Origin of the sequence: Pseudomonas sp. FYR_7 (genome assembly GCF_043106155.1) — a bacterium.
Lineage (GTDB): Bacteria > Pseudomonadota > Gammaproteobacteria > Pseudomonadales > Pseudomonadaceae > Aquipseudomonas > Aquipseudomonas parafulva_B.
The window spans coordinates 1-21,478 of the sequence record NZ_JBICMI010000040.1; the positions used below are offsets into that span (position 1 = coordinate 1).

General features: G+C 57.2%; 33 protein-coding genes and 1 pseudogene. 33 read left to right on the forward strand and 1 reads right to left on the reverse strand.

What is annotated here, in order from left to right:
- The 31 genes and pseudogenes from ACF8R3_RS09630 to bfr all read left to right on the forward strand — a co-directional run.
- Nucleotides 1-243: pseudogene (locus ACF8R3_RS09630) on the forward strand (elongation factor Tu); the annotation flags it as partial.
- Between the two features lie 142 nt (nt 244-385).
- The gene (rpsJ, locus tag ACF8R3_RS09635) at nt 386-697 is read left to right on the forward strand and encodes a 30S ribosomal protein S10 (RefSeq protein WP_003186070.1); all 312 of its coding nucleotides are present in this window, start codon (nt 386-388) and stop codon (nt 695-697) included.
- An 80-nt stretch (nt 698-777) separates the two neighbouring features.
- Nucleotides 778-1,413, forward strand: a complete 636-nt coding sequence (gene rplC, locus ACF8R3_RS09640; RefSeq protein ID WP_003257089.1) for a 50S ribosomal protein L3 — start codon at nt 778-780, stop codon at nt 1,411-1,413.
- A gap of 12 nt (nt 1,414-1,425) precedes the next feature.
- Entirely contained in the window at nt 1,426-2,028 is a 603-nt protein-coding gene (gene rplD, locus ACF8R3_RS09645) for a 50S ribosomal protein L4 (protein ID WP_003255485.1), read from the forward strand.
- Nucleotides 2,025-2,324, forward strand: coding sequence for a 50S ribosomal protein L23 (gene rplW, locus ACF8R3_RS09650; protein WP_003255484.1), 300 nt, complete (start codon nt 2,025-2,027; stop codon nt 2,322-2,324). Before rplD ends, rplW begins: the two co-directional genes overlap by 4 nt.
- 14 nt (nt 2,325-2,338) lie before the next feature.
- Entirely contained in the window at nt 2,339-3,163 is an 825-nt protein-coding gene (gene rplB / locus ACF8R3_RS09655) for a 50S ribosomal protein L2 (RefSeq protein WP_027915105.1), read from the forward strand.
- Between the two features lie 16 nt (nt 3,164-3,179).
- A complete protein-coding gene (gene rpsS, locus ACF8R3_RS09660; RefSeq protein WP_003255482.1) occupies nt 3,180-3,455 on the forward strand; it encodes a 30S ribosomal protein S19 in 276 nt (91 codons plus the stop codon).
- An 11-nt stretch (nt 3,456-3,466) separates the two neighbouring features.
- Nucleotides 3,467-3,799, forward strand: a complete 333-nt coding sequence (gene rplV / locus ACF8R3_RS09665) for a 50S ribosomal protein L22 (protein WP_003103908.1) — start codon at nt 3,467-3,469, stop codon at nt 3,797-3,799.
- 13 nt (nt 3,800-3,812) lie between these two features.
- Nucleotides 3,813-4,499, forward strand: coding sequence for a 30S ribosomal protein S3 (gene rpsC, locus ACF8R3_RS09670; protein WP_003255481.1), 687 nt, complete (start codon nt 3,813-3,815; stop codon nt 4,497-4,499).
- A gap of 12 nt (nt 4,500-4,511) precedes the next feature.
- On the forward strand, nt 4,512-4,925 hold the full coding sequence (rplP, locus tag ACF8R3_RS09675) for a 50S ribosomal protein L16 (RefSeq protein ID WP_003255479.1): 414 nt from the start codon (nt 4,512-4,514) through the stop codon (nt 4,923-4,925).
- The gene (rpmC, locus tag ACF8R3_RS09680; RefSeq protein WP_002555481.1) at nt 4,925-5,116 is read left to right on the forward strand and encodes a 50S ribosomal protein L29; all 192 of its coding nucleotides are present in this window, start codon (nt 4,925-4,927) and stop codon (nt 5,114-5,116) included. Before rplP ends, rpmC begins: the two co-directional genes overlap by 1 nt.
- A 2-nt stretch (nt 5,117-5,118) precedes the next feature.
- On the forward strand, nt 5,119-5,385 hold the full coding sequence (rpsQ, locus tag ACF8R3_RS09685; protein ID WP_023534981.1) for a 30S ribosomal protein S17: 267 nt from the start codon (nt 5,119-5,121) through the stop codon (nt 5,383-5,385).
- A 23-nt stretch (nt 5,386-5,408) separates the two neighbouring features.
- Nucleotides 5,409-5,777 (forward strand): 50S ribosomal protein L14, encoded by a 369-nt coding sequence (gene rplN, locus ACF8R3_RS09690; RefSeq protein ID WP_002555479.1) that lies wholly within the window; start codon nt 5,409-5,411, stop codon nt 5,775-5,777.
- Between the two features lie 11 nt (nt 5,778-5,788).
- On the forward strand, nt 5,789-6,103 hold the full coding sequence (gene rplX, locus ACF8R3_RS09695; protein ID WP_003255476.1) for a 50S ribosomal protein L24: 315 nt from the start codon (nt 5,789-5,791) through the stop codon (nt 6,101-6,103).
- A gap of 20 nt (nt 6,104-6,123) precedes the next feature.
- A complete protein-coding gene (gene rplE, locus ACF8R3_RS09700; RefSeq protein WP_023535025.1) occupies nt 6,124-6,663 on the forward strand; it encodes a 50S ribosomal protein L5 in 540 nt (179 codons plus the stop codon).
- Between the two features lie 13 nt (nt 6,664-6,676).
- Nucleotides 6,677-6,982 (forward strand): 30S ribosomal protein S14, encoded by a 306-nt coding sequence (gene rpsN / locus ACF8R3_RS09705; RefSeq protein ID WP_023534988.1) that lies wholly within the window; start codon nt 6,677-6,679, stop codon nt 6,980-6,982.
- 209 nt (nt 6,983-7,191) lie between these two features.
- Nucleotides 7,192-7,584 (forward strand): 30S ribosomal protein S8, encoded by a 393-nt coding sequence (gene rpsH / locus ACF8R3_RS09710; protein ID WP_008089805.1) that lies wholly within the window; start codon nt 7,192-7,194, stop codon nt 7,582-7,584.
- Nucleotides 7,585-7,596: 12 nt separating this feature from the next.
- A complete protein-coding gene (gene rplF / locus ACF8R3_RS09715) occupies nt 7,597-8,130 on the forward strand; it encodes a 50S ribosomal protein L6 (RefSeq protein ID WP_009681972.1) in 534 nt (177 codons plus the stop codon).
- A gap of 10 nt (nt 8,131-8,140) precedes the next feature.
- Nucleotides 8,141-8,491: a 50S ribosomal protein L18 gene (rplR, locus tag ACF8R3_RS09720; protein WP_008089801.1), complete on the forward strand. Its 351-nt coding sequence runs from the start codon at nt 8,141-8,143 to the stop codon at nt 8,489-8,491.
- 3 nt (nt 8,492-8,494) lie between these two features.
- Complete coding sequence (gene rpsE, locus ACF8R3_RS09725) at nt 8,495-8,995, forward strand: 30S ribosomal protein S5 (protein WP_003255465.1); 501 nt, start codon at nt 8,495-8,497, stop codon at nt 8,993-8,995.
- Between the two features lie 2 nt (nt 8,996-8,997).
- On the forward strand, nt 8,998-9,174 hold the full coding sequence (gene rpmD / locus ACF8R3_RS09730) for a 50S ribosomal protein L30 (protein ID WP_023535007.1): 177 nt from the start codon (nt 8,998-9,000) through the stop codon (nt 9,172-9,174).
- Between the two features lie 3 nt (nt 9,175-9,177).
- Nucleotides 9,178-9,612, forward strand: a complete 435-nt coding sequence (gene rplO, locus ACF8R3_RS09735) for a 50S ribosomal protein L15 (protein WP_023535012.1) — start codon at nt 9,178-9,180, stop codon at nt 9,610-9,612.
- The gene (secY, locus tag ACF8R3_RS09740; protein WP_003257108.1) at nt 9,613-10,944 is read left to right on the forward strand and encodes a preprotein translocase subunit SecY; all 1,332 of its coding nucleotides are present in this window, start codon (nt 9,613-9,615) and stop codon (nt 10,942-10,944) included.
- A 28-nt stretch (nt 10,945-10,972) separates the two neighbouring features.
- Complete coding sequence (gene rpmJ / locus ACF8R3_RS09745; protein ID WP_002555468.1) at nt 10,973-11,089, forward strand: 50S ribosomal protein L36; 117 nt, start codon at nt 10,973-10,975, stop codon at nt 11,087-11,089.
- 131 nt (nt 11,090-11,220) lie between these two features.
- Nucleotides 11,221-11,577, forward strand: a complete 357-nt coding sequence (rpsM, locus tag ACF8R3_RS09750) for a 30S ribosomal protein S13 (RefSeq protein WP_009681976.1) — start codon at nt 11,221-11,223, stop codon at nt 11,575-11,577.
- 18 nt (nt 11,578-11,595) lie between these two features.
- Nucleotides 11,596-11,985, forward strand: coding sequence for a 30S ribosomal protein S11 (rpsK, locus tag ACF8R3_RS09755; RefSeq protein ID WP_003255454.1), 390 nt, complete (start codon nt 11,596-11,598; stop codon nt 11,983-11,985).
- Between the two features lie 15 nt (nt 11,986-12,000).
- Nucleotides 12,001-12,621: a 30S ribosomal protein S4 gene (gene rpsD / locus ACF8R3_RS09760; protein ID WP_003257114.1), complete on the forward strand. Its 621-nt coding sequence runs from the start codon at nt 12,001-12,003 to the stop codon at nt 12,619-12,621.
- 22 nt (nt 12,622-12,643) lie between these two features.
- Nucleotides 12,644-13,645 (forward strand): DNA-directed RNA polymerase subunit alpha, encoded by a 1,002-nt coding sequence (locus ACF8R3_RS09765; protein WP_003255452.1) that lies wholly within the window; start codon nt 12,644-12,646, stop codon nt 13,643-13,645.
- A gap of 42 nt (nt 13,646-13,687) precedes the next feature.
- Nucleotides 13,688-14,074, forward strand: a complete 387-nt coding sequence (gene rplQ, locus ACF8R3_RS09770) for a 50S ribosomal protein L17 (RefSeq protein ID WP_003255451.1) — start codon at nt 13,688-13,690, stop codon at nt 14,072-14,074.
- A 171-nt stretch (nt 14,075-14,245) separates the two neighbouring features.
- Nucleotides 14,246-15,685 carry a catalase gene (locus tag ACF8R3_RS09775; RefSeq protein ID WP_392515540.1) on the forward strand — a complete coding sequence of 480 codons (1,440 nt, stop codon included), beginning with the start codon at nt 14,246-14,248 and terminating at the stop codon, nt 15,683-15,685.
- Between the two features lie 163 nt (nt 15,686-15,848).
- Nucleotides 15,849-16,313 (forward strand): bacterioferritin, encoded by a 465-nt coding sequence (bfr, locus tag ACF8R3_RS09780; protein WP_023534970.1) that lies wholly within the window; start codon nt 15,849-15,851, stop codon nt 16,311-16,313.
- A gap of 95 nt (nt 16,314-16,408) precedes the next feature.
- On the opposite strand, the gene uvrA is transcribed toward bfr, so the two are convergent.
- Nucleotides 16,409-19,243: an excinuclease ABC subunit UvrA gene (uvrA, locus tag ACF8R3_RS09785; protein ID WP_058603950.1), complete on the reverse strand. Its 2,835-nt coding sequence runs from the start codon at nt 19,241-19,243 to the stop codon at nt 16,409-16,411.
- 129 nt (nt 19,244-19,372) lie between these two features.
- Here uvrA and ACF8R3_RS09790 point away from each other — a divergent pair, with 129 nt between their 5' ends.
- Both ACF8R3_RS09790 and ACF8R3_RS09795 read left to right on the forward strand, forming a co-directional pair.
- Complete coding sequence (locus ACF8R3_RS09790; RefSeq protein WP_058603951.1) at nt 19,373-20,767, forward strand: MFS transporter; 1,395 nt, start codon at nt 19,373-19,375, stop codon at nt 20,765-20,767.
- A 9-nt stretch (nt 20,768-20,776) separates the two neighbouring features.
- Nucleotides 20,777-21,325, forward strand: coding sequence for a single-stranded DNA-binding protein (locus tag ACF8R3_RS09795; RefSeq protein ID WP_058638686.1), 549 nt, complete (start codon nt 20,777-20,779; stop codon nt 21,323-21,325).
- Nucleotides 21,326-21,478: the final 153 nt, after the last annotated feature.

The window sequence follows — 21,478 nt, forward strand, 5'->3', positions numbered from 1 at the left end:
GAAGAAGGCGGTCGTCACACTCCGTTCTTCAAAGGCTACCGTCCTCAGTTCTACTTCCGTACCACTGACGTGACCGGTAACTGCGAACTGCCGGAAGGCGTTGAAATGGTAATGCCAGGCGACAACATTCAGATGACTGTTACCCTGATCAAGACCATCGCAATGGAAGACGGTCTGCGCTTCGCTATCCGTGAAGGCGGTCGTACCGTCGGCGCCGGCGTCGTAGCCAAAATCATCGAGTAATCACTCGACCGATTGAAAAAGGCCCCCGCTCAGCGGGGGCTTTTTTTATTGGGTTGACACTAATTGGGGGCGTCTATAGAATCACGCCTCCTTTTAGCGGGCGTAGTGCGCCCGTTGGGAACAGCCTGGAGTCTGAAATCCAATGCAAAATCAGCAAATCCGTATCAGGTTGAAGGCTTTCGACCATCGCCTGATCGACCAATCCACCCAGGAAATCGTGGAAACCGCGAAACGTACTGGTGCACAAGTGCGTGGTCCAATTCCACTGCCTACCCGCAAAGAGCGTTTCACCGTTCTGGTCTCCCCGCACGTCAACAAAGACGCGCGTGATCAGTACGAGATTCGCACTCATAAGCGCGTTCTGGACATCGTCCAGCCAACGGATAAAACCGTTGATGCGCTGATGAAGCTTGATCTGGCGGCAGGTGTGGAAGTGCAGATCAGCCTCGGCTAAGACTTCGGTCTGGTCGTGTAACGCTCTGAAATGGGCGGCCATAGCGGGTGAAAGCCCCGTACACTCATGAGGTTTACAACATGACTATTGGTGTAATCGGTCGCAAGTGCGGTATGACCCGCATTTTCACCGAAGAAGGTGTCTCCATTCCGGTCACGGTCATTGAGATCGAGCCGAATCGCGTCACCCAGTTCAAAACTGAAGAAACCGATGGCTACCGTGCAGTGCAAGTCACTGTCGGCGAGCGTCGTGCTTCGCGTGTGACTGCCGCTCAGGCAGGCCACTTCGCCAAGGCCAACGTTGCCGCTGGTCGCGGTGTTTGGGAGTTCCGTCTTGAAGAAGGCGATTTCCAGGCTGGCGATCTGATCAAAGCTGAACTCTTCACTGCAGGCCAGCTGGTAGACGTTACTGGTCAGTCCAAAGGTAAAGGCTTCGCCGGTACCATCAAGCGCTGGAACTTCCGTGGCCAGGACAACACCCACGGTAACTCCGTGTCGCACCGTGTCCCAGGTTCCATCGGCCAGTGCCAGACTCCTGGTCGTGTGTTCAAGGGCAAGAAGATGTCCGGTCACATGGGCGCCGAGCGCGTGACTGTTCAGTCCCTGGAAGTTGTTCGCGTAGACGCTGAGCGCAACCTGCTGCTGGTCAAGGGTGCCGTTCCAGGCGCTACTGGCGGCGACGTGGTTGTACGTCCAGCTGTCAAGGCTCGCGGTTAAGGGGAAACTGACATGCAACTTAATGTAAATGACGCTCAGGCGATCGAAGTTTCCGAACTGACTTTCGGTGGCGAATTCAACGAGACGCTGGTACACCAAGCAGTCGTGGCCTACATGGCCGGCGGCCGTCAGGGCACCAAGCAGCAAAAGACCCGTTCCGACGTGGCTGGTGGCGGTAAGCGCCCATGGCGTCAGAAGGGTACTGGCCGTGCTCGTGCTGGTACCACTCGTGGTCCGATCTGGCGTGGCGGTGGTGTAACCTTCGCAGCTCGCCCTCAAGATCACTCGCAGAAGCTCAACAAGAAGATGTACCGCGCAGCTCTGCGCTCCATCCTCGCTGAGCTGGTGCGTAGCGACCGTCTGGTCGTGGTTCAGGACTTCGCTGTTGAAGCGCCGAAAACCAAAGATCTGCTGAACAAGCTGAACGGCATGGGTCTGAGCGATGTGTTGATCGTTTCCGACGCTGTTGATCAGAACCTGTACCTGGCTGCTCGTAACCTGCCGCACGTCGACGTTCGTGACGTACAAGGTTCCGACCCGGTCAGTCTGATCGCATACGAGAAAGTGTTGATCACTGTCTCGGCCGTGAAGAAATTCGAGGAGCTGCTGGGATGAACCAGGAACGCGTATTCAAAGTCCTCCTTGGCCCGCACGTCTCCGAGAAGGCTACCGTTCTGGCTGAGAAAAAAGGCCAGTTCGTATTCAAGGTTGCTACTGACGCAACCAAGCTGGAAATCAAGAAAGCTGTCGAAGGCCTGTTCAACGTAAAAGTTGAAAACGTGTCGACCGTTAACGTTCTGGGTAAAACCAAGCGTACCGCACGTGGTCTGGGCAAGCGTAATGACTGGAAGAAGGCGATCGTCTCCCTTCAGCCAGGCCAAGATCTCGATTTCAGCAGCAGTGCTGAGTAAGGAAGGGGTGCATCATGGCAATCGTTAAATGCAAACCGACTTCCCCTGGCCGCCGTTTCGTGGTCAAGGTGGTCAACAAGGAGCTGCATAAAGGCGCTCCTCACGCACCGCTGCTCGAGAAAAAATCGAAGTCTGGTGGTCGTAACAACAATGGCCGCATCACTACGCGTCACGTAGGTGGTGGTCATAAGCAGCATTACCGTCTGGTCGACTTCCGTCGCAACGACAAAGATGGCATCCCAGCCACTGTCGAGCGTATCGAATACGATCCAAACCGTACTGCTCACATCGCCCTGCTGTGCTACGCAGACGGTGAGCGTCGCTACATTATCGCCCCTAAAGGCGTGAGCGCTGGCGACCAGCTGATCGCAGGTGCCCTGGCCCCAATCAAGGCCGGTAACTCCCTGCAGCTGCGCAACATTCCAGTAGGTAGCACCATTCACGGCATCGAACTGAAGCCGGGTAAAGGTGCACAGATCGCTCGTTCCGCTGGTGCTTCGGCTCAGCTGATCGCTCGCGAAGGTGTCTACGTGACCCTGCGTCTGCGCTCTGGTGAAATGCGTAAAGTCCTGGCTGAGTGCCGTGCGACCCTGGGTGAAGTCTCGAACTCCGAGCACAGCCTGCGTTCGCTGGGTAAAGCTGGTGCCAAACGCTGGCGCGGCGTTCGCCCAACCGTTCGTGGTGTTGCCATGAACCCGGTTGACCACCCGCATGGTGGTGGTGAAGGTCGTACCTCCGGTGGTCGTCATCCGGTATCGCCATGGGGCTTCCCAACCAAGGGTGCTAAAACCCGTGGTAATAAGCGTACCGACAACATGATCGTCCGTCGTCGCAAGTAACTAGAGGGATACGACAGTGCCACGTTCTCTGAAAAAAGGTCCTTTTATCGATCTTCACCTCTTGAAGAAGGTCGAAGTGGCGGTGGAGAAGAACGATCGCAAACCAGTTAAAACCTGGTCGCGTCGCTCGATGATCCTGCCACAAATGGTCGGTCTGACCATCGCGGTTCACAACGGTCGCCAGCATGTCCCAGTTCTCGTGAACGAAGACATGGTCGGCCACAAACTGGGCGAGTTCGCCGGTACCCGCACCTATCGCGGGCACGTGGCTGACAAGAAAGCCAAGCGTTAAGGGGTAAGGAAATGGAAGTAGCCGCTAAGTTGTCGGGCGCTCGAATCTCCGCCCAGAAAGCCCGCTTGGTCGCCGACCAGATCCGCGGGAAGAAGGTGGGCGAAGCGCTCAACCTGTTGGCCTTCAGCAGCAAAAAAGCCGCTGAAATCATGAAGAAAGTCCTCGAGTCGGCCGTAGCCAACGCCGAACACAACGAAGGCGCAGACGTTGATGACCTGAAGGTCTCTACCGTCTTCGTCAACGAAGGGCGTTCGCTGAAGCGCATCATGCCACGTGCCAAAGGCCGTGCTGATCGCATCGTCAAGCGGTCTTGCCATATCACTGTCAAGGTTGCGGACAAGTAACGGAGTCGATCAGATGGGTCAGAAAGTACATCCCACTGGCATTCGCCTGGGAATCGTCAAGGAGCACACCTCCGTCTGGTACGCAGACGGTGCTACTTACGCAGATTACCTGTTGAAGGATCTGAAAACGCGTGAGTACCTCCAAGACAAACTAAAAAGCGCGTCCGTAAGCCGTATCGATATTCATCGTCCGGCTCAAACTGCACGCATCACCATCCACACCGCTCGTCCAGGTATCGTTATCGGGAAGAAAGGTGAGGATGTCGAGAAGCTGCGCCAGGACCTGACCAAGCAGATGGGTGTGCCTGTGCACATCAACATCGAAGAGATCCGCAAGCCGGAACTCGACGCTATGCTGGTTGCGCAAAGCGTAGCTCAGCAGCTGGAACGCCGCGTTATGTTCCGTCGCGCCATGAAGCGCGCCGTACAGAACGCCATGCGTATTGGTGCCAAGGGCATCAAGATCCAGGTGAGCGGTCGTCTCGGCGGCGCTGAGATTGCTCGTACCGAGTGGTATCGCGAAGGTCGTGTGCCTCTGCACACCCTGCGTGCCGATATCGACTACAACACCTACGAAGCTCACACCACTTACGGTGTGATCGGTGTGAAGGTTTGGATTTTCAAAGGCGAAGTTATTGGTGGTCGCCAAGAAGAACTGAAACCACAAGCACCAGCGCCTCGTAAAAAAGCTGCTAAGTAAGGGGTACGCCAAATGTTGCAACCTAAGCGTACAAAATTCCGCAAGCAGATGACTGGCCACAACCGTGGTCTGGCACTGCGCGGTAGCAAAGTCAGCTTCGGCGAGTTCGCCCTGAAAGCTGTTGCTCGCGGTCGCCTCACCGCTCGCCAGATCGAGTCCGCACGTCGTGCGCTGACCCGTCACGTAAAACGTGGCGGCAAGATCTGGATCCGTGTATTCCCGGACAAGCCGATCTCCAAGAAACCTCTCGAGGTTCGTATGGGTAAAGGTAAGGGTTCCGTTGAGTACTGGGTTGCCCAGATCCAGCCAGGCAAAGTCCTGTACGAGATCGAGGGTGTTTCTGAAGAGCTGGCGCGCGAAGCTTTCGCTCTGGCCGCTGCGAAGCTGCCTCTCGCCACCTCCTTTGTTAAGCGGACGGTGATGTGATGAAAGCGAATGAACTTCGTGAAAAATCCGCACAGCAACTGAACGAGCAACTGCTCGGCTTGCTGCGCGACCAGTTCAATCTGCGTATGCAGAAAGCAACTGGCCAGTTGGGGCAGTCGCACCTGCTCTCGCAAGTCAAGCGTGACATCGCTCGCGTGAAGACTGTGCTCAACCAGCAGGCAGGTAAGTGATCATGGCTGAAGCTGAAAAAACCGTCCGTACGCTGACTGGCCGTGTCGTCAGCGACAAAATGGACAAGACCATCACCGTTCTGATCGAGCGTCGCGTAAAGCACCCGATCTACGGTAAATACGTTAAGCGTTCGACTAAGCTGCACGCGCACGACGAAACCAATCAGTGCAAGATCGGCGACAAGGTTTCCATTACCGAAACCCGTCCGCTGGCCAAGACCAAGTCCTGGGCACTGGTTGAAGTCCTCGAACGCGCTGTTGAAGTCTAAGGGCTAGGGGTCGGAGAAATTTTATGATTCAGACTCAATCCATGCTCGATGTGGCCGATAACAGCGGCGCTCGTCGCGTCATGTGCATCAAGGTGCTCGGCGGTTCTCACCGCCGCTACGCCGGCATCGGTGACATCATCAAAGTTACCGTCAAGGAAGCGATTCCACGCGGTAAGGTCAAAAAAGGCCAAGTGATGACTGCTGTTGTCGTGCGCACCCGTCACGGTGTTCGTCGCGCTGACGGTTCCATCATTCGTTTCGACGGCAACGCTGCTGTTCTGCTGAACAACAAGCAAGAGCCGATCGGCACTCGCATCTTCGGGCCAGTGACCCGTGAACTTCGTACTGAGAAGTTCATGAAGATCGTCTCGCTCGCCCCTGAAGTGCTGTAAGGAGATCCGACATGCAAAAGATTCGTCGTGACGACGAGATCATCGTGATCGCCGGCAAAGACAAAGGTAAGCGCGGTAAGGTGCTGAAGGTTCTCGCTGACGACCGTCTGGTCATTGGTGGTGTGAACCTGGTCAAGCGTCATACCAAGCCTAACCCGATGGCGGGCGTTCAGGGCGGTATCGTCGAAAAAGAAGCGCCTCTGCACGCTTCCAACGTTGCCATCTTCAACGGTGAAACCAACAAGGCTGACCGCGTTGGTTTCAAAGTAGAAGACGGTAAGAAAATTCGTGTCTTCAAGTCGACCCAAAAAGCGGTTGATGCTTGAACACTGCTAGGTAGAAGACCATGGCACGACTGAAAGAGATTTACCGGAACGAGATCGCTCCTAAGCTTAAGGATGAACTTAAGCTGTCGAACGTGATGGAAGTTCCGCGCGTTACCAAAATCACCCTGAACATGGGTCTGGGCGAAGCGATCGGCGACAAGAAAGTCATCGAGCACGCTGTTGCCGACCTGGAAAAGATCACCGGTCAAAAGCCGGTCGTGACTTTCGCTCGCAAATCCATCGCTGGCTTCAAAGTCCGTGAAGGCTGGCCGATCGGCGTCAAGGTGACCCTGCGTAGCGACAAGATGTACGAATTCCTGGACCGCCTGCTGGCGATCTCCCTGCCTCGGGTTCGCGACTTCCGCGGCCTGAATGCCAAGTCCTTCGACGGTCGTGGCAACTACAGCATGGGCGTGAAAGAGCAGATCATCTTCCCGGAAATCGACTACGACAAGATCGATGCTCTGCGCGGTTTGGACATTACCCTGACCACCACTGCTCGTTCGGACGACGAAGGCCGCGCTCTGCTGCGTGCTTTCAAGTTCCCGTTCCGCAACTGATTGGAGTAGGAAAATGGCCAAGAAGAGCATGAAAAACCGTGAGCTGAAGCGTCAGCAAACGGTAGCTAAGTACGCTAAAAAGCGCGCTGAGCTGAAAGCGACCATCGTCAATCTGAACGCCTCTCCTGAAGAGCGTTTCGCTGCCGTTGTCGCTCTGCAGAAGCAGCCGCGCGATGCTAGCGCTGCTCGCCTGCGCAACCGTTGCCGCCTGACCGGTCGTCCTCACGGTGTATACCGTAAGTTCGGCCTGGGCCGTAACATGCTGCGCCAAGCGGCAATGCGTGGCGACGTACCAGGTCTGGTCAAGGCCTCCTGGTAATCGCTGCAGGTTGAGTCATCGGCGTAGGCGGTTAATCTTCCGACCGCCGGTGACTCTTCCCTCGAACAAGCCCCTACATGGGGCTTGTTTCGTTTCTGGCTTGTGTCTAGAATGACCGGCTCACCTGAGCCTGGGCTTCGTGCTCTGCCTGTTTAGGTGGTTGTGATAGCCGCAAGGCTAATAATTCTTGTATCAGGAGCATCTAGCCCATGAGTATGCAGGACCCGTTAGCGGACATGCTAACTCGCATCCGTAATGCCCAGATGGCTGAAAAGTCCGTCGTAAGCATGCCTTCCTCCACCCTGAAGGTCGCGGTTGCCAAAGTTCTGAAAGATGAAGGTTACATCGCTGGTTACCAGGTAACCGGTGAGGCCAAGCCTTCCCTGTCGATCGAACTGAAGTACTTCGAAGGCCGTCCGGTCATCGAGGAACTGAAGCGCTCCAGCCGTCCAGGCCTGCGCCAGTACAAGTCCGTCACAGATCTGCCGAAAGTACGTGGCGGCCTGGGCGTGTCTATCGTCTCCACCAACAAAGGTGTGATGACTGACCGCGCTGCGCGCGCTGCCGGTGTCGGCGGCGAAGTTCTGTGCACAGTGTTCTAAGGGGAGATAGGCATGTCTCGCGTCGCTAAGAACCCCGTTAAGCTGCCAGCAGGCGTCGAAGTAAAATTCGCCGGCCAGCAGCTTTCGGTGAAGGGTGCCAAGGGCACTCTCGAACTGAACGTTCACTCGTCTGTTGAAGTTACCGAAGAGTCCGGCGAACTGCGCTTCGTCGCTCGCAACGGTGATCAGCAAGCTCGCGCCATGGCCGGTACTACCCGCGCTCTGGTGAACAACATGGTCCAAGGCGTAAGCCAAGGCTTCGAGCGCAAGCTCCAGCTGGTCGGTGTTGGTTACAAGGCACAGGCAAAAGGCACCGTCCTGAACCTGGCTCTGGGCTTCTCGCATCCAGTGGACTACGAACTGCCAGCCGGTATCACCGCAGAAACCCCAAGCCAGACCGACATCCTGATCAAGGGTATCGATAAGCAGCTGGTGGGTCAGGTGGCCGCTGAAATCCGCGATTTCCGTCCGCCAGAGCCTTACAAAGGCAAAGGTGTGCGTTACGCGGACGAAGTAGTCCGTCGTAAAGAAGCCAAGAAGAAGTAGGGCCTAGCAAATGACCGACAAAAAAGTTACTCGACTGCGTCGCGCTCGCAAAGCACGTCTCAAGATGCACGAACTCGAAGTCGTGCGCCTGTGCGTGTTCCGCTCCTCGCAGCACATCTACGCCCAGGTCATTTCGGCCGACGGCAGCAAGGTTCTGGCAAGCGCCTCGACCTTGGACAAAGACCTGCGTGATGGCGCCACTGGCAACATCGACGCGGCCACTAAGGTTGGCAAGCTGGTAGCTGAGCGCGCGAAAGCCGCCGGTGTATCTCAAGTTGCCTTTGACCGTTCCGGCTTCAAGTACCATGGCCGCGTCAAAGCGCTGGCTGATGCTGCTCGTGAAGGCGGGCTGGAGTTCTAAGTTATGGCAAATAACGATCAAAAGCGCGACGAAGGCTACATCGAGAAGCTGGTTCAAGTTAACCGCGTTGCCAAAACCGTAAAAGGCGGCCGTATCTTCACCTTCACCGCGCTGACCGTGGTGGGTGATGGCAAGGGTCGTGTTGGCTTTGGCCGTGGCAAGTCGCGCGAAGTACCTGCCGCGATCCAGAAAGCCATGGAAGCTGCTCGCCGCAACATGATTCAGGTTGACCTGAAGGGCACCACCCTGCAGTACGCCACCAAGGCTGCCCACGGCGCCTCGAAGGTTTACATGCAGCCTGCCTCGGAAGGTACCGGTATCATCGCCGGTGGCGCAATGCGTGCTGTCCTGGAAGTTGCTGGCGTTCAGAACGTTCTGGCCAAGTGCTACGGTTCGACCAACCCAGTGAACGTGGTTTACGCCACCTTCAAGGGTCTGAAAGCCATGCAATCTCCTGAATCCATTGCTGCCAAGCGCGGCAAGAGCGTCGAGGAGATCTTCTGATCATGGCAACCGTTAAAGTAACGCTGATCAAGAGCACCGCCGGCCGTCTGCCTAACCACATTCTGTGCGTTAAAGGCCTGGGTCTGCGTCGCATCGGTCACACTGTAGAAGTCCAGGATACTCCCGAGAACCGCGGGATGATCAACAAGGCTTACTACATGCTGAAGGTCGAGGGTTAATCGATGAAACTCAATGATCTGAGTCCAGCGCCGGGTTCCCGTCGCGAGAAGCATCGTCCGGGCCGTGGTATCGGTAGCGGTTTGGGTAAGACTGGTGGCCGCGGTCACAAAGGTCAGACCTCCCGTTCCGGTGGCACCATCGCTCCGGGCTTCGAAGGCGGTCAACAGCCGCTGCACCGTCGTCTGCCGAAGTTCGGCTTCGTTTCCCTGAAAGCCATGGACCGCGCAGAAGTGCGTCTGTCCGAGTTGGCCAAAGTGGACGGCGACGTGATCTCCGTGCAATCCCTGAAGGATGCCAACGTGATCGGCCAGAACGTACAGCGTGTGAAAATCATGCTGTCTGGCGAAGTCACTCGCGCAGTCACCATCAAGGGTATCGCAGCCACCAAGGGTGCGCGTGCGGCTATCGAAGCAGCTGGCGGCAAGTTCGAGGAATAAATGGCTAAGCAAGGTGCTCTCTCTTCGCTCGGTAAGGGCGGGATGTCGGAACTCTGGGCTCGTCTGCGCTTTCTGTTCATGGCGATCATCGTCTATCGGATAGGTGCACATATCCCGGTTCCCGGCATCAATCCGGACCGTCTGGCGGATCTGTTTCGGCAGAATGAGGGGACCATTCTTAGCTTGTTCAACATGTTTTCCGGTGGCGCGCTCGAGCGCATGAGCATCTTTGCATTGGGGATCATGCCGTACATTTCGGCATCGATCATCATGCAGCTGATGACTGCGGTCAGCCCGCAACTGGAGCAGTTGAAGAAGGAAGGTGAAGCTGGCCGTCGCAAGATCAGCCAGTACACCCGCTACGGCACCGTTATCCTGGCGCTGGTTCAAGCCATTGGCATGTCCATTGGCCTGGCCAACCAGGGCGTGGCGTTTTCTGTAGGCCTCGGCTTCCATGTCGTTGCCGTCTCCACTTTCGTGGCAGGCGCGATGTTCATGATGTGGCTGGGTGAGCAGATCACCGAGCGCGGTGTGGGCAACGGTATCTCGATGTTGATCTTCGCAGGTATCGTTGCCGGTCTTCCGAGAGCAATCGGGCAGTCTTTCGAGTCTGCGCGTACGGGTGATATCAACATTTTCGCCCTGGTCGCTATCGGTTTGCTTGCAGTAGCGATCATCGGTTTTGTGGTGTTTATTGAACGTGGTCAGCGGCGTATCGCCGTTCATTACGCCAAGCGTCAGCAGGGCCGCAAGGTCTTCGCTGCGCAAACCAGCCACTTGCCGCTGAAGGTGAACATGGCAGGGGTAATCCCGGCCATTTTCGCGAGCAGCATCTTGCTGTTCCCGGCTTCGCTGGGTGCCTGGTTCGGTCAGTCCGAAGGTATGGGCTGGCTGCAGGACATCTCGCAGTCGATCGCTCCTGGTCAGCCGTTGAACATTCTGCTGTTTAGTGCAGGGATCATTTTCTTCTGCTTCTTCTACACGGCGTTGATGTTCAATCCGAAAGACGTAGCGGAAAACCTGAAGAAGTCCGGTGCCTTTATTCCGGGTATCCGTCCTGGTGAGCAGTCGGCGCGCTACATTGATGGCGTCTTGACTCGTCTGACCATGTTCGGTGCTCTTTACATGATGGCCGTCTGCCTTCTGCCCCAGTTCCTGGTGGTGGCAGCAAATGTGCCGTTCTACCTTGGCGGGACCTCGTTGCTGATTGTGGTAGTGGTTGTGATGGACTTCATGTCCCAAGTACAATCGCACCTCGTTTCGCACCAGTACGAATCCCTGATGAAGAAAGCCAACCTGAAAGGCTACGGTGGCAGCGGTTTGCTGCGCTGATACGCCCCTAAGGTTCGAGGAGTCGGTAATGAAAGTTCGTGCATCGGTGAAAAAGCTGTGCCGCAACTGCAAGATCATCCGTCGCGAAGGCGTCGTACGAGTGATCTGCAGCGCGGAACCGCGTCACAAACAGCGCCAAGGCTGAGTGTGATTCGCGCTTCAAACCCAGCAGCTAGTGTGCTGCTGGGTTGATTATTTGTTTCTACAGCGATATTATCTCGCGCCCTATTTCTTGGCTTCCGGGGCGTAGGTAGCTGTCAATTGGAGTCCCACTGAATGGCCCGTATTGCAGGCGTCAACATTCCAGATAACAAGCATACTGTTATCTCGCTGACCTACATCTATGGTGTCGGTCGCACTACTGCACAGAAAATCTGTGTGGATGCTGGTGTAAATCCAGCCGCTAAGATCAAGGATCTGAGCGACGAGCAAATCGAAACCCTGCGTGGCGAAGTCGCGAAGTTCACCACTGAAGGTGACCTGCGCCGTGACGTAAACATGAAGATCAAGCGCTTGATGGACCTGGGTTGCTACCGCGGCCTGCGTCATCGTAAAGGTCTGCCGGTTCGCGGTCAGCGCACCAAGACCAACGCACGCACCCGTAAGGGCCCGCGTAAGCCGATCCGCAAGTAATCGCCCAGGAATATAGACATGGCAAAACCTGCTGCTCGTCCTCGTAAAAAAGTCAAAAAGACAGTGGTTGATGGCATCGCCCACATCCACGCTTCTTTTAACAACACCATCGTGACCATCACCGACCGTCAGGGCAATGCTTTGTCCTGGGCGACCTCCGGTGGTTCGGGTTTCCGTGGTTCGCGCAAATCCACCCCGTTCGCAGCTCAGATCGCTGCTGAGCGTGCTGGTCAAGCTGCGCTGGAATATGGTCTGAAGAACCTCGACGTAAACGTCAAGGGTCCAGGTCCAGGTCGTGAGTCCGCCGTTCGTGCATTGAACAGCTGCGGCTACAAGATCGCCAGCATCACCGACGTGACGCCAATCCCGCATAACGGGTGCCGTCCGCCGAAGAAGCGTCGCGTGTAATCAGGAGACAGATAAATGGCACGTTACATTGGTCCAAAATGCAAACTGTCTCGTCGTGAAGGCACCGATCTGTTCCTGAAGAGCGGCGTTCGCGCTCTGGAATCGAAGTGCAACATCGAAGCAGCCCCAGGTATCCACGGCCAGCGCCGTGGCCGTCAGTCCGACTACGGTACCCAGCTGCGCGAGAAACAAAAAGTCCGTCGTATCTACGGTGTTCTGGAGCGTCAGTTCCGCGGTTACTACCAAGCTGCTGCCTCGAAAAAAGGCGCAACCGGTGAAAACCTGCTTCAACTGCTCGAGTGCCGTCTGGATAACGTCGTTTACCGTATGGGCTTCGGCTCGACTCGTTCCGAGTCCCGTCAGCTGGTTTCGCACAAAGCGATCAGCGTCAACGGTAAGACTGTAAACATTCCATCCTACCAAGTTCGTCCGGGTGACGTGGTCGCGGTTCGTGAGAAGTCGCTGAACCAGCTGCGCATTGTTCAAGCCCTTGAACTGTGTGCCCAGCGTGGCCGCGTTGAGTGGGTTGATGTGGATGCTGCCAAAAAGTCGGGCGTTTTCAAGAACGTTCCTGCTCGCAGCGACCTGTCTGCCGACATCAACGAAAACCTGATTGTCGAGCTCTACTCCAAGTAAGGGCTAGAAAATAGGTGCATCCATGCAGATTTCGGTAAATGAGTTCCTGACTCCCCGCCACATTGATGTGCAGGTAGTCAGTCCGACCCGCGCCAAGATCACGCTCGAGCCTCTCGAGCGTGGCTTCGGCCATACCCTGGGCAACGCGCTGCGCCGCATCCTGTTGTCCTCCATGCCTGGCTGTGCAGTAGTCGAGGCCGAGATCGATGGCGTACTCCACGAGTACTCCGCGATCGAAGGTGTACAGGAAGATGTCATTGAAATCCTGTTGAACCTGAAAGGCCTGGCTATCAAACTGCATGGTCGTGACGAAGTTACGCTGACCTTGTCGAAAAAGGGTTCGGGGGTGGTTACCGCTGCCGATATTCAGCTGGATCACGATGTCGAGATCGTCAACCCCGATCACGTAATCGCGAACCTGGCGTCGAATGGCGCCCTGAACATGAAGCTCACTGTAGCTCGTGGTCGCGGTTACGAGCCGGCCGACTCCCGTCAGACCGACGAAGACGAAAGCCGTAGCATTGGCCGTCTGCAGTTGGACGCTTCGTTCAGCCCTGTGCGTCGTATCGCCTATGTGGTCGAAAACGCACGTGTTGAACAGCGTACCAACTTGGACAAGCTGGTCATTGATCTGGAAACCAACGGCACCCTGGATCCTGAAGAGGCTATCCGCCGCGCCGCGACCATCCTGCAACAGCAGCTGGCCGCGTTCGTCGACCTCAAAGGTGACAGTGAGCCTGTCGTAGTCGAGCAGGAAGACGAGATCGATCCGATCCTGCTACGTCCGGTTGACGACCTGGAACTGACTGTACGTTCGGCCAACTGCCTGAAGGCGGAGAACATCTACTACATCGGCGACCTGATTCAGCGTACCGAAGTGGAGCTGTTGAAGACTCCTAACCTCGGCAAGAAGTCCCTGACTGAAATCAAGGACGTCCTGGCCTCTCGTGGTCTGTCTCTCGGCATGCGCCTCGACAACTGGCCGCCTGCAAGTCTTAAGAAAGACGACAAGGCGACCGCCTGATCGTCGTAATCACCGAACGTAGTGTTTGGTAAGGAATGAATCATGCGTCATCGTAAAAGTGGACGTCACCTGAGCCGTACCAGCTCTCACCGCAAGGCTATGTTCCAGAACATGGCAGTGTCGTTGATCGAGCACGAGCTGATCAAAACCACCCTGCCGAAAGCCAAGGAACTGCGTCGCGTTGCCGAGCCGCTGATCACCCTGGCCAAGGAAGACAGCGTTGCCAACCGTCGTCTGGCCTTCGACCGTACCCGTTCGAAGTCCGCTGTTGGTAAACTGTTCAACGATCTGGGCAAGCGCTACGCCACCCGTCAGGGCGGCTACCTGCGCATCCTGAAGTGCGGTTTCCGCGCTGGCGACAATGCGCCAATGGCGTACGTCGAGCTGGTTGATCGTCCAGTCGGTGGTGCTGTAGAAGCTGCCGAGTAAGACGTTTTGTCTGCTACAAAGAACCGGGCCTAGTGCCCGGTTTTTTGTGGTTCAGGCCATTAACAATCTCTATTGCATTCAGTAATTCAATGAATTTGTCGTTGATCGCGATCCTGCTGATAATTCTCCCAAGCCGACATACAGGCATTTGAGACTGATCGAGGAAAGCTCATGAGCAAAACGCTTACTACCGCCAGCGGTGCCCCTGTTGCGGATAACCAGAATTCCCGTACCGCAGGCCCACGCGGCCCCCTGCTGCTCGACGACTTCCACCTGATCGAGAAGCTCGCGCATTTCAACCGCGAAAATATCCCCGAACGACGTGTGCATGCCAAAGGCTCTGGTGCCTACGGCACGTTCACGGTGACGCGCGACATCACCCACCTCACCCGTGCGAAACTGTTCGAGCAGGTTGGCAAGCAGACCGAAACGTTTCTGCGATTCTCCACTGTAGGTGGAGAGCGCGGCTCGGCCGATACAGAGCGTGACCCACGAGGTTTCGCGGTCAAGTTCTATACCGAAGAAGGCAACTGGGACATCGTCGGCAACAACACGCCGGTGTTTTTCATCCGTGATCCACTGAAGTTTCCAGACTTCATTCACACGCAAAAACGCCACCCCCAGACCAACCTGAAGAGTGCCCAGATGATGTGGGACTTCTGGTCTCATTCGCCGGAAGCGCTGCACCAGGTCACGATCTTGTTTTCGGACCGCGGCATTCCTGACGGCTATCGGCATATGCACGGCTTCGGTAGCCACACCTACAGCTTGATCAGCGCGGACGGTCAGCGTACATGGGTCAAATGGCACTTCAAGACTCAGCAGGGCATCAAGAATCTGGCGCCCGCTGAAGCTGCGCGTTTGGCCGGTACCGATCCGGACTACGCCCAGCGCGACCTGTGCGAGGCAATCGAGCGTGGCGACCACCCACGCTGGACTGTATGCATCCAGGTCATGAGTGAAGCTGAGGCTGCGAACCGCCCCGAGAATCCGTTCGATGTGACCAAGACCTGGTCGCAGAAAGATTATCCGCTGATTGAAGTAGGCGTACTGGAGCTCAACCGCAACCCGCTGAACTACTTCGCTGAAGTTGAGCAGGCTGCCTTCGGGCCAAGCAATATGGTCCCTGGAGTGGGGCTGTCACCTGATCGCATGCTGCAAGGCCGGGTATTTGCTTATGCCGATGCCCACCGCTATCGGGTAGGCACCAACCATCAGCAATTGCCGGTGAACGCGCCCCGCTGTGCGGTCAATAGCTACCAGCGTGATGGTTCGATGGCGATGGGTGCCTACGGAGGGGCACCCAATTATGAGCCCAACAGCTACGCCGATGCTCCCAAGCAATCGCCGCGTCATGCAGAGCCCGGGCTTGCGCTTAGCGGTTTGGCCGATCGGTATGATCATCGCGAGGACACTGATTACTTCAGCCACGCGGGCGCCCTGTTCCGGTTGATGAGCCAGGCGCAGCAGGAGCTGCTGGTCAGCAACATCGCCGGGGCAATGGCCGGCGTGACCGACGATGTGATCCAGCGTCAATTGCAGTACTTCTTCAAGGCCGATCCCGCTTACGGGGCGGGTGTCGCTAAGGCGCTTGGAATGAATATCGCCTAAGTCGAAGTGATAAGAATAACCGCCCTCATTTGGGCGGTTTTTCAATGAATATCACTACCGTTTGCCCGATTTTTTGCATCGAGTCGCGCGTTTTTCAGTGACCAGGCGCACAACGTGGTTCACACTATGCGGCATACACGCTTCCATATGGAGAACCCCGGCGATGCAAGGCCACCCAGACGTCATCAATTACCTCGTCATGCTGTTGAAGGGCGAACTGGCCGCACGTGACCAGTACTTCATTCACTCGCGCATGTACGAAGACTGGGGCCTTACCAAGCTCTACGAGCGCATCAACCATGAGATGGAGGAAGAGGCTCAGCATGCTGACGCCTTGATGCGCCGCATTCTCATGCTCGAGGGCACCCCAGACATGCGGGCCGATGACCTCGAAGTCGGCACCACCGTGCCTGAAATGATCGAAGCTGATTTAAAGCTGGAATACAAAGTGCGAGCGGCGCTTTGCAAGGGGATCGAATTGTGCGAACTGCACAAGGATTATGTGAGCCGTGACATTCTGCGCGCGCAACTGGCCGATACCGAAGAGGATCACACCTATTGGCTTGAGAAGCAGCAAGGCTTGATCAAGGCGATCGGTCTGCAGAATTATCTGCAATCACAGATGTAATGCCTTGATTGCTGTGTGCTTGAGTCGTGTGTCGGCTCTAGCACAAGGGCTACAAGCCGATGAAAAAGGGGCGCCGAGGCGCCCCTTCGCGTTCATCACGCCCGGTCTCGCTCCAACAGAGGCTTGAGGTAATGCCCGGTGTAGGATTGTTTCATCTTGCTCAGTTCCTCGGGCGTGCCACACGCGATGATCTGCCCGCCCTTGGAACCGCCCTCCGGTCCAAGGTCCACCAGCCAATCGGCAGTCTTGATAACGTCCAAGTTGTGCTCGATGACCACCACGGTGTTGCCGTGGTCACGAAGCCGGTGCAGAACGTCCAGCAGCTGCTGGATATCGGCGAAGTGCAGGCCCGTAGTAGGCTCGTCCAGGATATACAAGGTCTTCCCAGTATCGCGCTTGGACAGCTCGCGTGACAGCTTCACACGCTGTGCTTCGCCCCCAGAAAGCGTGGTCGCCGATTGACCGAGCTTGATGTAGGAAAGGCCCACGTCCATCAGGGTCTGGAGCTTGCGTGCCAACGCAGGCACCGCATCGAAGAACTCGCGCGCATCCTCGATGGTCATTTCCAGCACCTCGTGAATGTTCTTGCCCTTGTACTTGATCTCCAGGGTTTCGCGGTTGTAGCGCTTGCTCTTGCACACATCGCACGGCACGTAGATGTCCGGGAGGAAATGCATTTCCACCTTGATCAGGCCGTCGCCCTGGCACGCCTCGCAACGTCCGCCTTTCACGTTGAACGAGAACCGGCCCGGGCCATACCCGCGTGAACGAGATTCAGGCACCCCGGAGAACAGCTCGCGGATCGGCGTGAAGATCCCGGTGTAGGTGGCGGGGTTGGAGCGGGGAGTGCGGCCAATGGGGCTCTGGTCGATATCCACCACCTTGTCCAGGTGCTGCAACCCATCCATGCTGGCATGGGGCGCTGCTTCGAGGCTGCTTGCGCCATTCAGGGCCGTGGCCGCAAGGGGGAACAGGGTGTTGTTGATGAGCGTGGACTTGCCGGAGCCTGAGACGCCGGTCACGCAGGTTAGCAACCCGATGGGGATTTCCAGGTCAACGTTCTGCAGGTTGTTGCCGCGTGCGCCCTTAAGCTTGAGCTGCAGCTTCTTGTCGCGCGGGGTGCGCTTGGCAGGGACCACGATCTTTCTACGGCCGGACAGGTACTGGCCGGTTACCGAGTCCGGGTGGTCCATGACTTCCTGAGGCGTGCCCTCAGCGACGATCTTGCCACCATGCACGCCAGCCCCTGGCCCAATGTCCACGACGTAGTCCGCCAGGCGGATTGCGTCCTCGTCATGCTCGACGACGATTACCGTATTGCCCAGATCGCGAAGGTGATTGAGGGTGGCAAGCAGACGATCGTTGTCGCGCTGATGAAGGCCGATGGACGGCTCGTCCAAGATGTACATCACCCCCACCAGACCCGCGCCGATCTGGCTGGCGAGGCGAATCCGCTGGGCTTCACCACCGGACAGGGTTTCTGCGCTGCGGTCCAGTGTGAGGTAATCCAGGCCCACGTTCACCAGGAACTGCAGCCGCTCGCAGATCTCCTTGAGAATCTTGGCCGCGATCTCGCCTCGGCGACCGGTCAATGTAAGCGCGCTGAAGTAGCCACTGGCGTCACCAATTGGCATGTTGGCGACTGCCGGAAGCGTCTTCTCGCCAACCCACACGTGACGCGCCTCGCGCCGCAGCCGCGTGCCGCGGCAGTCCGGGCACGGTTGGGTGCCCAGGTACTTGGCCAGTTCCTCGCGTACGGTATTGGACTCGGTTTCGCGATAGCGACGTTCCAGGTTGGGGATGATCCCTTCGAACGGGTGCGAGCGCTTGACGATGTCACCCCGGTCGTTGAGGTACTTGAAATCCACGCTGTGCTTGCCGCTGCCTTGCAGGATCACCTTCTGATGCTCCGGCGCGAGCTCGCCGAATGCTTCGTCCAGGCTGAAGCCGTAATGCGCAGCCAGCGACCCTAGCATCTGGAAGTAGTAGACGTTACGGCGATCCCACCCGCGAATGGCGCCTTCGGCCAGGGTGAGTTGCGCATTGACCAGGCGTTTGGTGTCGAAATACTGCTTAACGCCCAGGCCATCACAAGTCGGGCAGGCACCGGCCGGGTTGTTGAACGAGAACAGCTTGGGTTCCAGTTCGCTGATTGCATGACCACAGATAGGGCAGGCAAAGCGGGCCGAAAAAATGGTCTCTTCGCCTTTCTCGTCGTCCATGGGCGCGATCAGCGCGATACCGTCCGCCAGCTTCAACGCGGTTTCGAACGATTCGGCCAAGCGCTGCTGAAGATCAGCACGCACTTTGAAACGATCGACTACTACATCGATGCTGTGCTTTTTCTGCTTGTCCAGCTTGGGCAACTCGTCCAGTTCGTAGAGCTTGCCGTTGACGCGGGCGCGCACGAAGCCCTGGGCGCGCAGCTCGTCGAACACCGCCAGGTGCTCACCCTTGCGCTCACGGATGACCGGAGCCAGCAGCATCAACTTGCTACCTTCCGGGCGCTCCAGCACCAGGTCGACCATCTGGCTGACCGTTTGCGCCTCCAGCGGTATGTCATGGTCTGGGCAGCGGGGTGTCCCGACCCTGGCGTACAGCAGGCGCAAGTAGTCGTAGATCTCGGTGATGGTGCCAACGGTGGAGCGGGGGTTGTGCGAGGTGGATTTCTGTTCGATGGAAATCGCCGGTGACAGCCCTTCGATGGTGTCGACATCAGGCTTTTCCATCATCGACAGGAACTGGCGGGCATACGCCGACAGCGATTCCACATAACGACGCTGGCCCTCGGCGTAAAGCGTATCGAAGGCCAGGGATGACTTGCCCGAGCCCGACAGGCCGGTAATGACGATGAGCTTGTCCCGGGGCAGGGTCAGGTCGATGTTCTTCAGGTTGTGGGTACGTGCCCCACGTATCAGGATCTTGTCCACTGCGGCCTCGCTCGGCGGGCATAAACGAAAAATTATACGGCGCCCTGCCAGTACGCGGCAAAGCGTCGCGTAGATGCCGTCAAGCTGTCGGACTGATAGAATCGCCGCCGGTTCACACGAGATTAATCCATGCACGACACCCACAACGAGCGCATGAGCGGCAATGAAACCCGCGCCGCCGGCGGTCTGGCTCTGGTCTTCGCTTTTCGTATGCTGGGCATGTTCATGGTCTTGCCGGTCCTGGCCACCTACGGCATGGACCTGGCCGGCGCCACGCCCGCGCTGATTGGCCTGGCCATCGGCGCCTACGGCCTCACCCAGGCCGTGTTGCAGATTCCCTTTGGGATGATTTCCGACCGCATCGGCCGCCGGCCCGTCATTTACCTGGGCTTGATCGTGTTCGCGCTGGGTAGCGTCCTGGCAGCCCAGGCCGATTCCATCTGGGGGGTTATCGCAGGGCGCATCCTGCAAGGGGCGGGCGCCATTTCGGCAGCGGTGATGGCGCTGCTTTCGGATCTGACCCGGGAACAGCACCGCACCAAGGCGATGGCCATGATCGGGATGAGCATTGGCCTTTCCTTCGCAGTGGCAATGGTCGTCGGGCCTTTGCTGACAAGTGCCTTTGGCTTGTCAGGATTGTTCCTTGCAACGGCCGGCTTGGCCTTGGTTGGCATCGCGTTGATTGCCTTCGTAGTACCTGCCACGCACAACATTTTGCAGCATCGCGAATCGGGTGTTGCCCGTCAGGCCATTGGCCCGACCCTGCGTCATCCGGACCTTCTACGGCTGGATGTGAGCATCTTCATCCTGCATGCCATTCTCATGGCCAGCTTCGTGGCGCTGCCCCTGGCCTTCGTCGAACGTGGCGGACTGCCCAAGGAACAACATTGGTGGGTCTACCTGACCGCGCTGTTCGTCTCATTTTTTGCAATGGTACCGTTCATCATCTACGGCGAAAAAAAGCGCAAGATGAAACGCGTGCTGGCCGGGGCCGTCAGCGTATTGCTGCTGGTCGAGCTATTCTTCTGGCAGTGGGCTGACGGTTTGCGCGGACTGGTGATCGGCACCGTGGTATTCTTCACCGCATTCAACCTGCTGGAGGCTTCGTTGCCTTCGCTGGTCAGCAAGGTGTCGCCAGCAGGTGGTAAGGGAACGGCGATGGGGGTGTACTCCACCAGCCAGTTTCTCGGTGCTGCACTAGGGGGCATCCTGGGTGGCTGGCTGTTCCAGCATGGTGGGCTGAACACCGTGTTCCTTGGTTGCGCGATACTGTGCGCCATCTGGTTGGCCGTTGCCTTGAGCATGAACGAGCCACCGTATGTGACCAGCTTGCGCATGCCCTTGTCGCCGGAGGCTACCAAGGATGCTGGCCTGGCTGCACGGTTGATGGCCGTGCCCGGCGTGACCGACGCTGTTGTGGTCTCGGAAGAGTCAGCTGTCTATATCAAACTGGATACGAAAATTTTGGACCGCACGACCCTGGAGCGCCTGATCAATCCGGCCTCAGCGGCGTGCGAAGCCTAGGAGAACGTTATGGCCCGTGGGGTTAACAAAGTCATTCTGGTCGGTACTTGTGGCCAGGATCCCGAAGTCCGCTACCTGCCCAACGGTAATGCCGTGACCAACCTGAGCCTGGCAACCAGCGAGCAATGGACCGACAAACAGTCGGGCCAGAAGGTCGAGCGTACTGAATGGCACCGTGTGTCGCTGTTCGGCAAGGTTGCCGAGATTGCCGGCGAGTACCTGCGCAAAGGTTCGCAGTGCTACATCGAAGGCAAGCTGCAGACCCGTGAGTGGGAAAAAGACGGCATCAAGCGCTACACCACTGAAATCATCGTTGACATCAACGGCACCATGCAGCTGCTGGGCGGCCGTCCGCAGAACCAGCAAGGCGGCGGCGATCCGTATAACCAGGGTGGCGGTAACAACTACAACCAAGGTGGTGGTCAGCAGCAGTACAACCAGCAGCCGGCCCGTCAGCAGGCTCCGCGCCCGCAGCAGCAACAGCGCCCGGCGCCGCAGCAGCCAGCGCCACAACCGGCGGCTGACTTCGACAGCTTTGACGACGATATTCCGTTCTGATCGAACGTTAAGCGTTTCCCACCGAAACCCAGGGTTCATACCCCTGGGTTTTTTTTGGCTTGCATTTACTGATTCTACAAGTGCATCAGACCCGTCTTACAAAATTTTCAATCACACCCGATTGATCCACGTCATCGCACCTTTTCGATTCCT

Bases quoted from the DNA above. Each gene is read 5' to 3' on its own strand.
- rpsN (WP_023534988.1), top strand. From the start codon at position 6,677: ATGGCCAAGAAGAGCATGAAAAACCGTGAGCTGAAGCGTCAGCAAACG.
- rplX (WP_003255476.1), top strand. From the start codon at position 5,789: ATGCAAAAGATTCGTCGTGACGACGAGATCATCGTGATCGCCGGCAAA.
- rplF (WP_009681972.1), top strand. From the start codon at position 7,597: ATGTCTCGCGTCGCTAAGAACCCCGTTAAGCTGCCAGCAGGCGTCGAA.
- rplN (WP_002555479.1), top strand. From the start codon at position 5,409: ATGATTCAGACTCAATCCATGCTCGATGTGGCCGATAACAGCGGCGCT.
- rpsM (WP_009681976.1), top strand. From the start codon at position 11,221: ATGGCCCGTATTGCAGGCGTCAACATTCCAGATAACAAGCATACTGTT.
- ACF8R3_RS09795 (WP_058638686.1), top strand. From the start codon at position 20,777: ATGGCCCGTGGGGTTAACAAAGTCATTCTGGTCGGTACTTGTGGCCAG.
- rplV (WP_003103908.1), top strand. From the start codon at position 3,467: ATGGAAGTAGCCGCTAAGTTGTCGGGCGCTCGAATCTCCGCCCAGAAA.
- rplW (WP_003255484.1), top strand. From the start codon at position 2,025: ATGAACCAGGAACGCGTATTCAAAGTCCTCCTTGGCCCGCACGTCTCC.
- rplR (WP_008089801.1), top strand. From the start codon at position 8,141: ATGACCGACAAAAAAGTTACTCGACTGCGTCGCGCTCGCAAAGCACGT.
- rplC (WP_003257089.1), top strand. From the start codon at position 778: ATGACTATTGGTGTAATCGGTCGCAAGTGCGGTATGACCCGCATTTTC.
- bfr (WP_023534970.1), top strand. From the start codon at position 15,849: ATGCAAGGCCACCCAGACGTCATCAATTACCTCGTCATGCTGTTGAAG.
- rplE (WP_023535025.1), top strand. From the start codon at position 6,124: ATGGCACGACTGAAAGAGATTTACCGGAACGAGATCGCTCCTAAGCTT.
- rplO (WP_023535012.1), top strand. From the start codon at position 9,178: ATGAAACTCAATGATCTGAGTCCAGCGCCGGGTTCCCGTCGCGAGAAG.
- secY (WP_003257108.1), top strand. From the start codon at position 9,613: ATGGCTAAGCAAGGTGCTCTCTCTTCGCTCGGTAAGGGCGGGATGTCG.
- ACF8R3_RS09790 (WP_058603951.1), top strand. From the start codon at position 19,373: ATGCACGACACCCACAACGAGCGCATGAGCGGCAATGAAACCCGCGCC.
- rplQ (WP_003255451.1), top strand. From the start codon at position 13,688: ATGCGTCATCGTAAAAGTGGACGTCACCTGAGCCGTACCAGCTCTCAC.
- ACF8R3_RS09765 (WP_003255452.1), top strand. From the start codon at position 12,644: ATGCAGATTTCGGTAAATGAGTTCCTGACTCCCCGCCACATTGATGTG.
- rplP (WP_003255479.1), top strand. From the start codon at position 4,512: ATGTTGCAACCTAAGCGTACAAAATTCCGCAAGCAGATGACTGGCCAC.
- rplD (WP_003255485.1), top strand. From the start codon at position 1,426: ATGCAACTTAATGTAAATGACGCTCAGGCGATCGAAGTTTCCGAACTG.
- rpmJ (WP_002555468.1), top strand. From the start codon at position 10,973: ATGAAAGTTCGTGCATCGGTGAAAAAGCTGTGCCGCAACTGCAAGATC.
- rplB (WP_027915105.1), top strand. From the start codon at position 2,339: ATGGCAATCGTTAAATGCAAACCGACTTCCCCTGGCCGCCGTTTCGTG.
- ACF8R3_RS09775 (WP_392515540.1), top strand. From the start codon at position 14,246: ATGAGCAAAACGCTTACTACCGCCAGCGGTGCCCCTGTTGCGGATAAC.
- rpmC (WP_002555481.1), top strand. From the start codon at position 4,925: ATGAAAGCGAATGAACTTCGTGAAAAATCCGCACAGCAACTGAACGAG.
- rpsC (WP_003255481.1), top strand. From the start codon at position 3,813: ATGGGTCAGAAAGTACATCCCACTGGCATTCGCCTGGGAATCGTCAAG.
- rpsD (WP_003257114.1), top strand. From the start codon at position 12,001: ATGGCACGTTACATTGGTCCAAAATGCAAACTGTCTCGTCGTGAAGGC.
- rpmD (WP_023535007.1), top strand. From the start codon at position 8,998: ATGGCAACCGTTAAAGTAACGCTGATCAAGAGCACCGCCGGCCGTCTG.
- rpsH (WP_008089805.1), top strand. From the start codon at position 7,192: ATGAGTATGCAGGACCCGTTAGCGGACATGCTAACTCGCATCCGTAAT.
- rpsJ (WP_003186070.1), top strand. From the start codon at position 386: ATGCAAAATCAGCAAATCCGTATCAGGTTGAAGGCTTTCGACCATCGC.
- rpsE (WP_003255465.1), top strand. From the start codon at position 8,495: ATGGCAAATAACGATCAAAAGCGCGACGAAGGCTACATCGAGAAGCTG.
- rpsK (WP_003255454.1), top strand. From the start codon at position 11,596: ATGGCAAAACCTGCTGCTCGTCCTCGTAAAAAAGTCAAAAAGACAGTG.
- rpsQ (WP_023534981.1), top strand. From the start codon at position 5,119: ATGGCTGAAGCTGAAAAAACCGTCCGTACGCTGACTGGCCGTGTCGTC.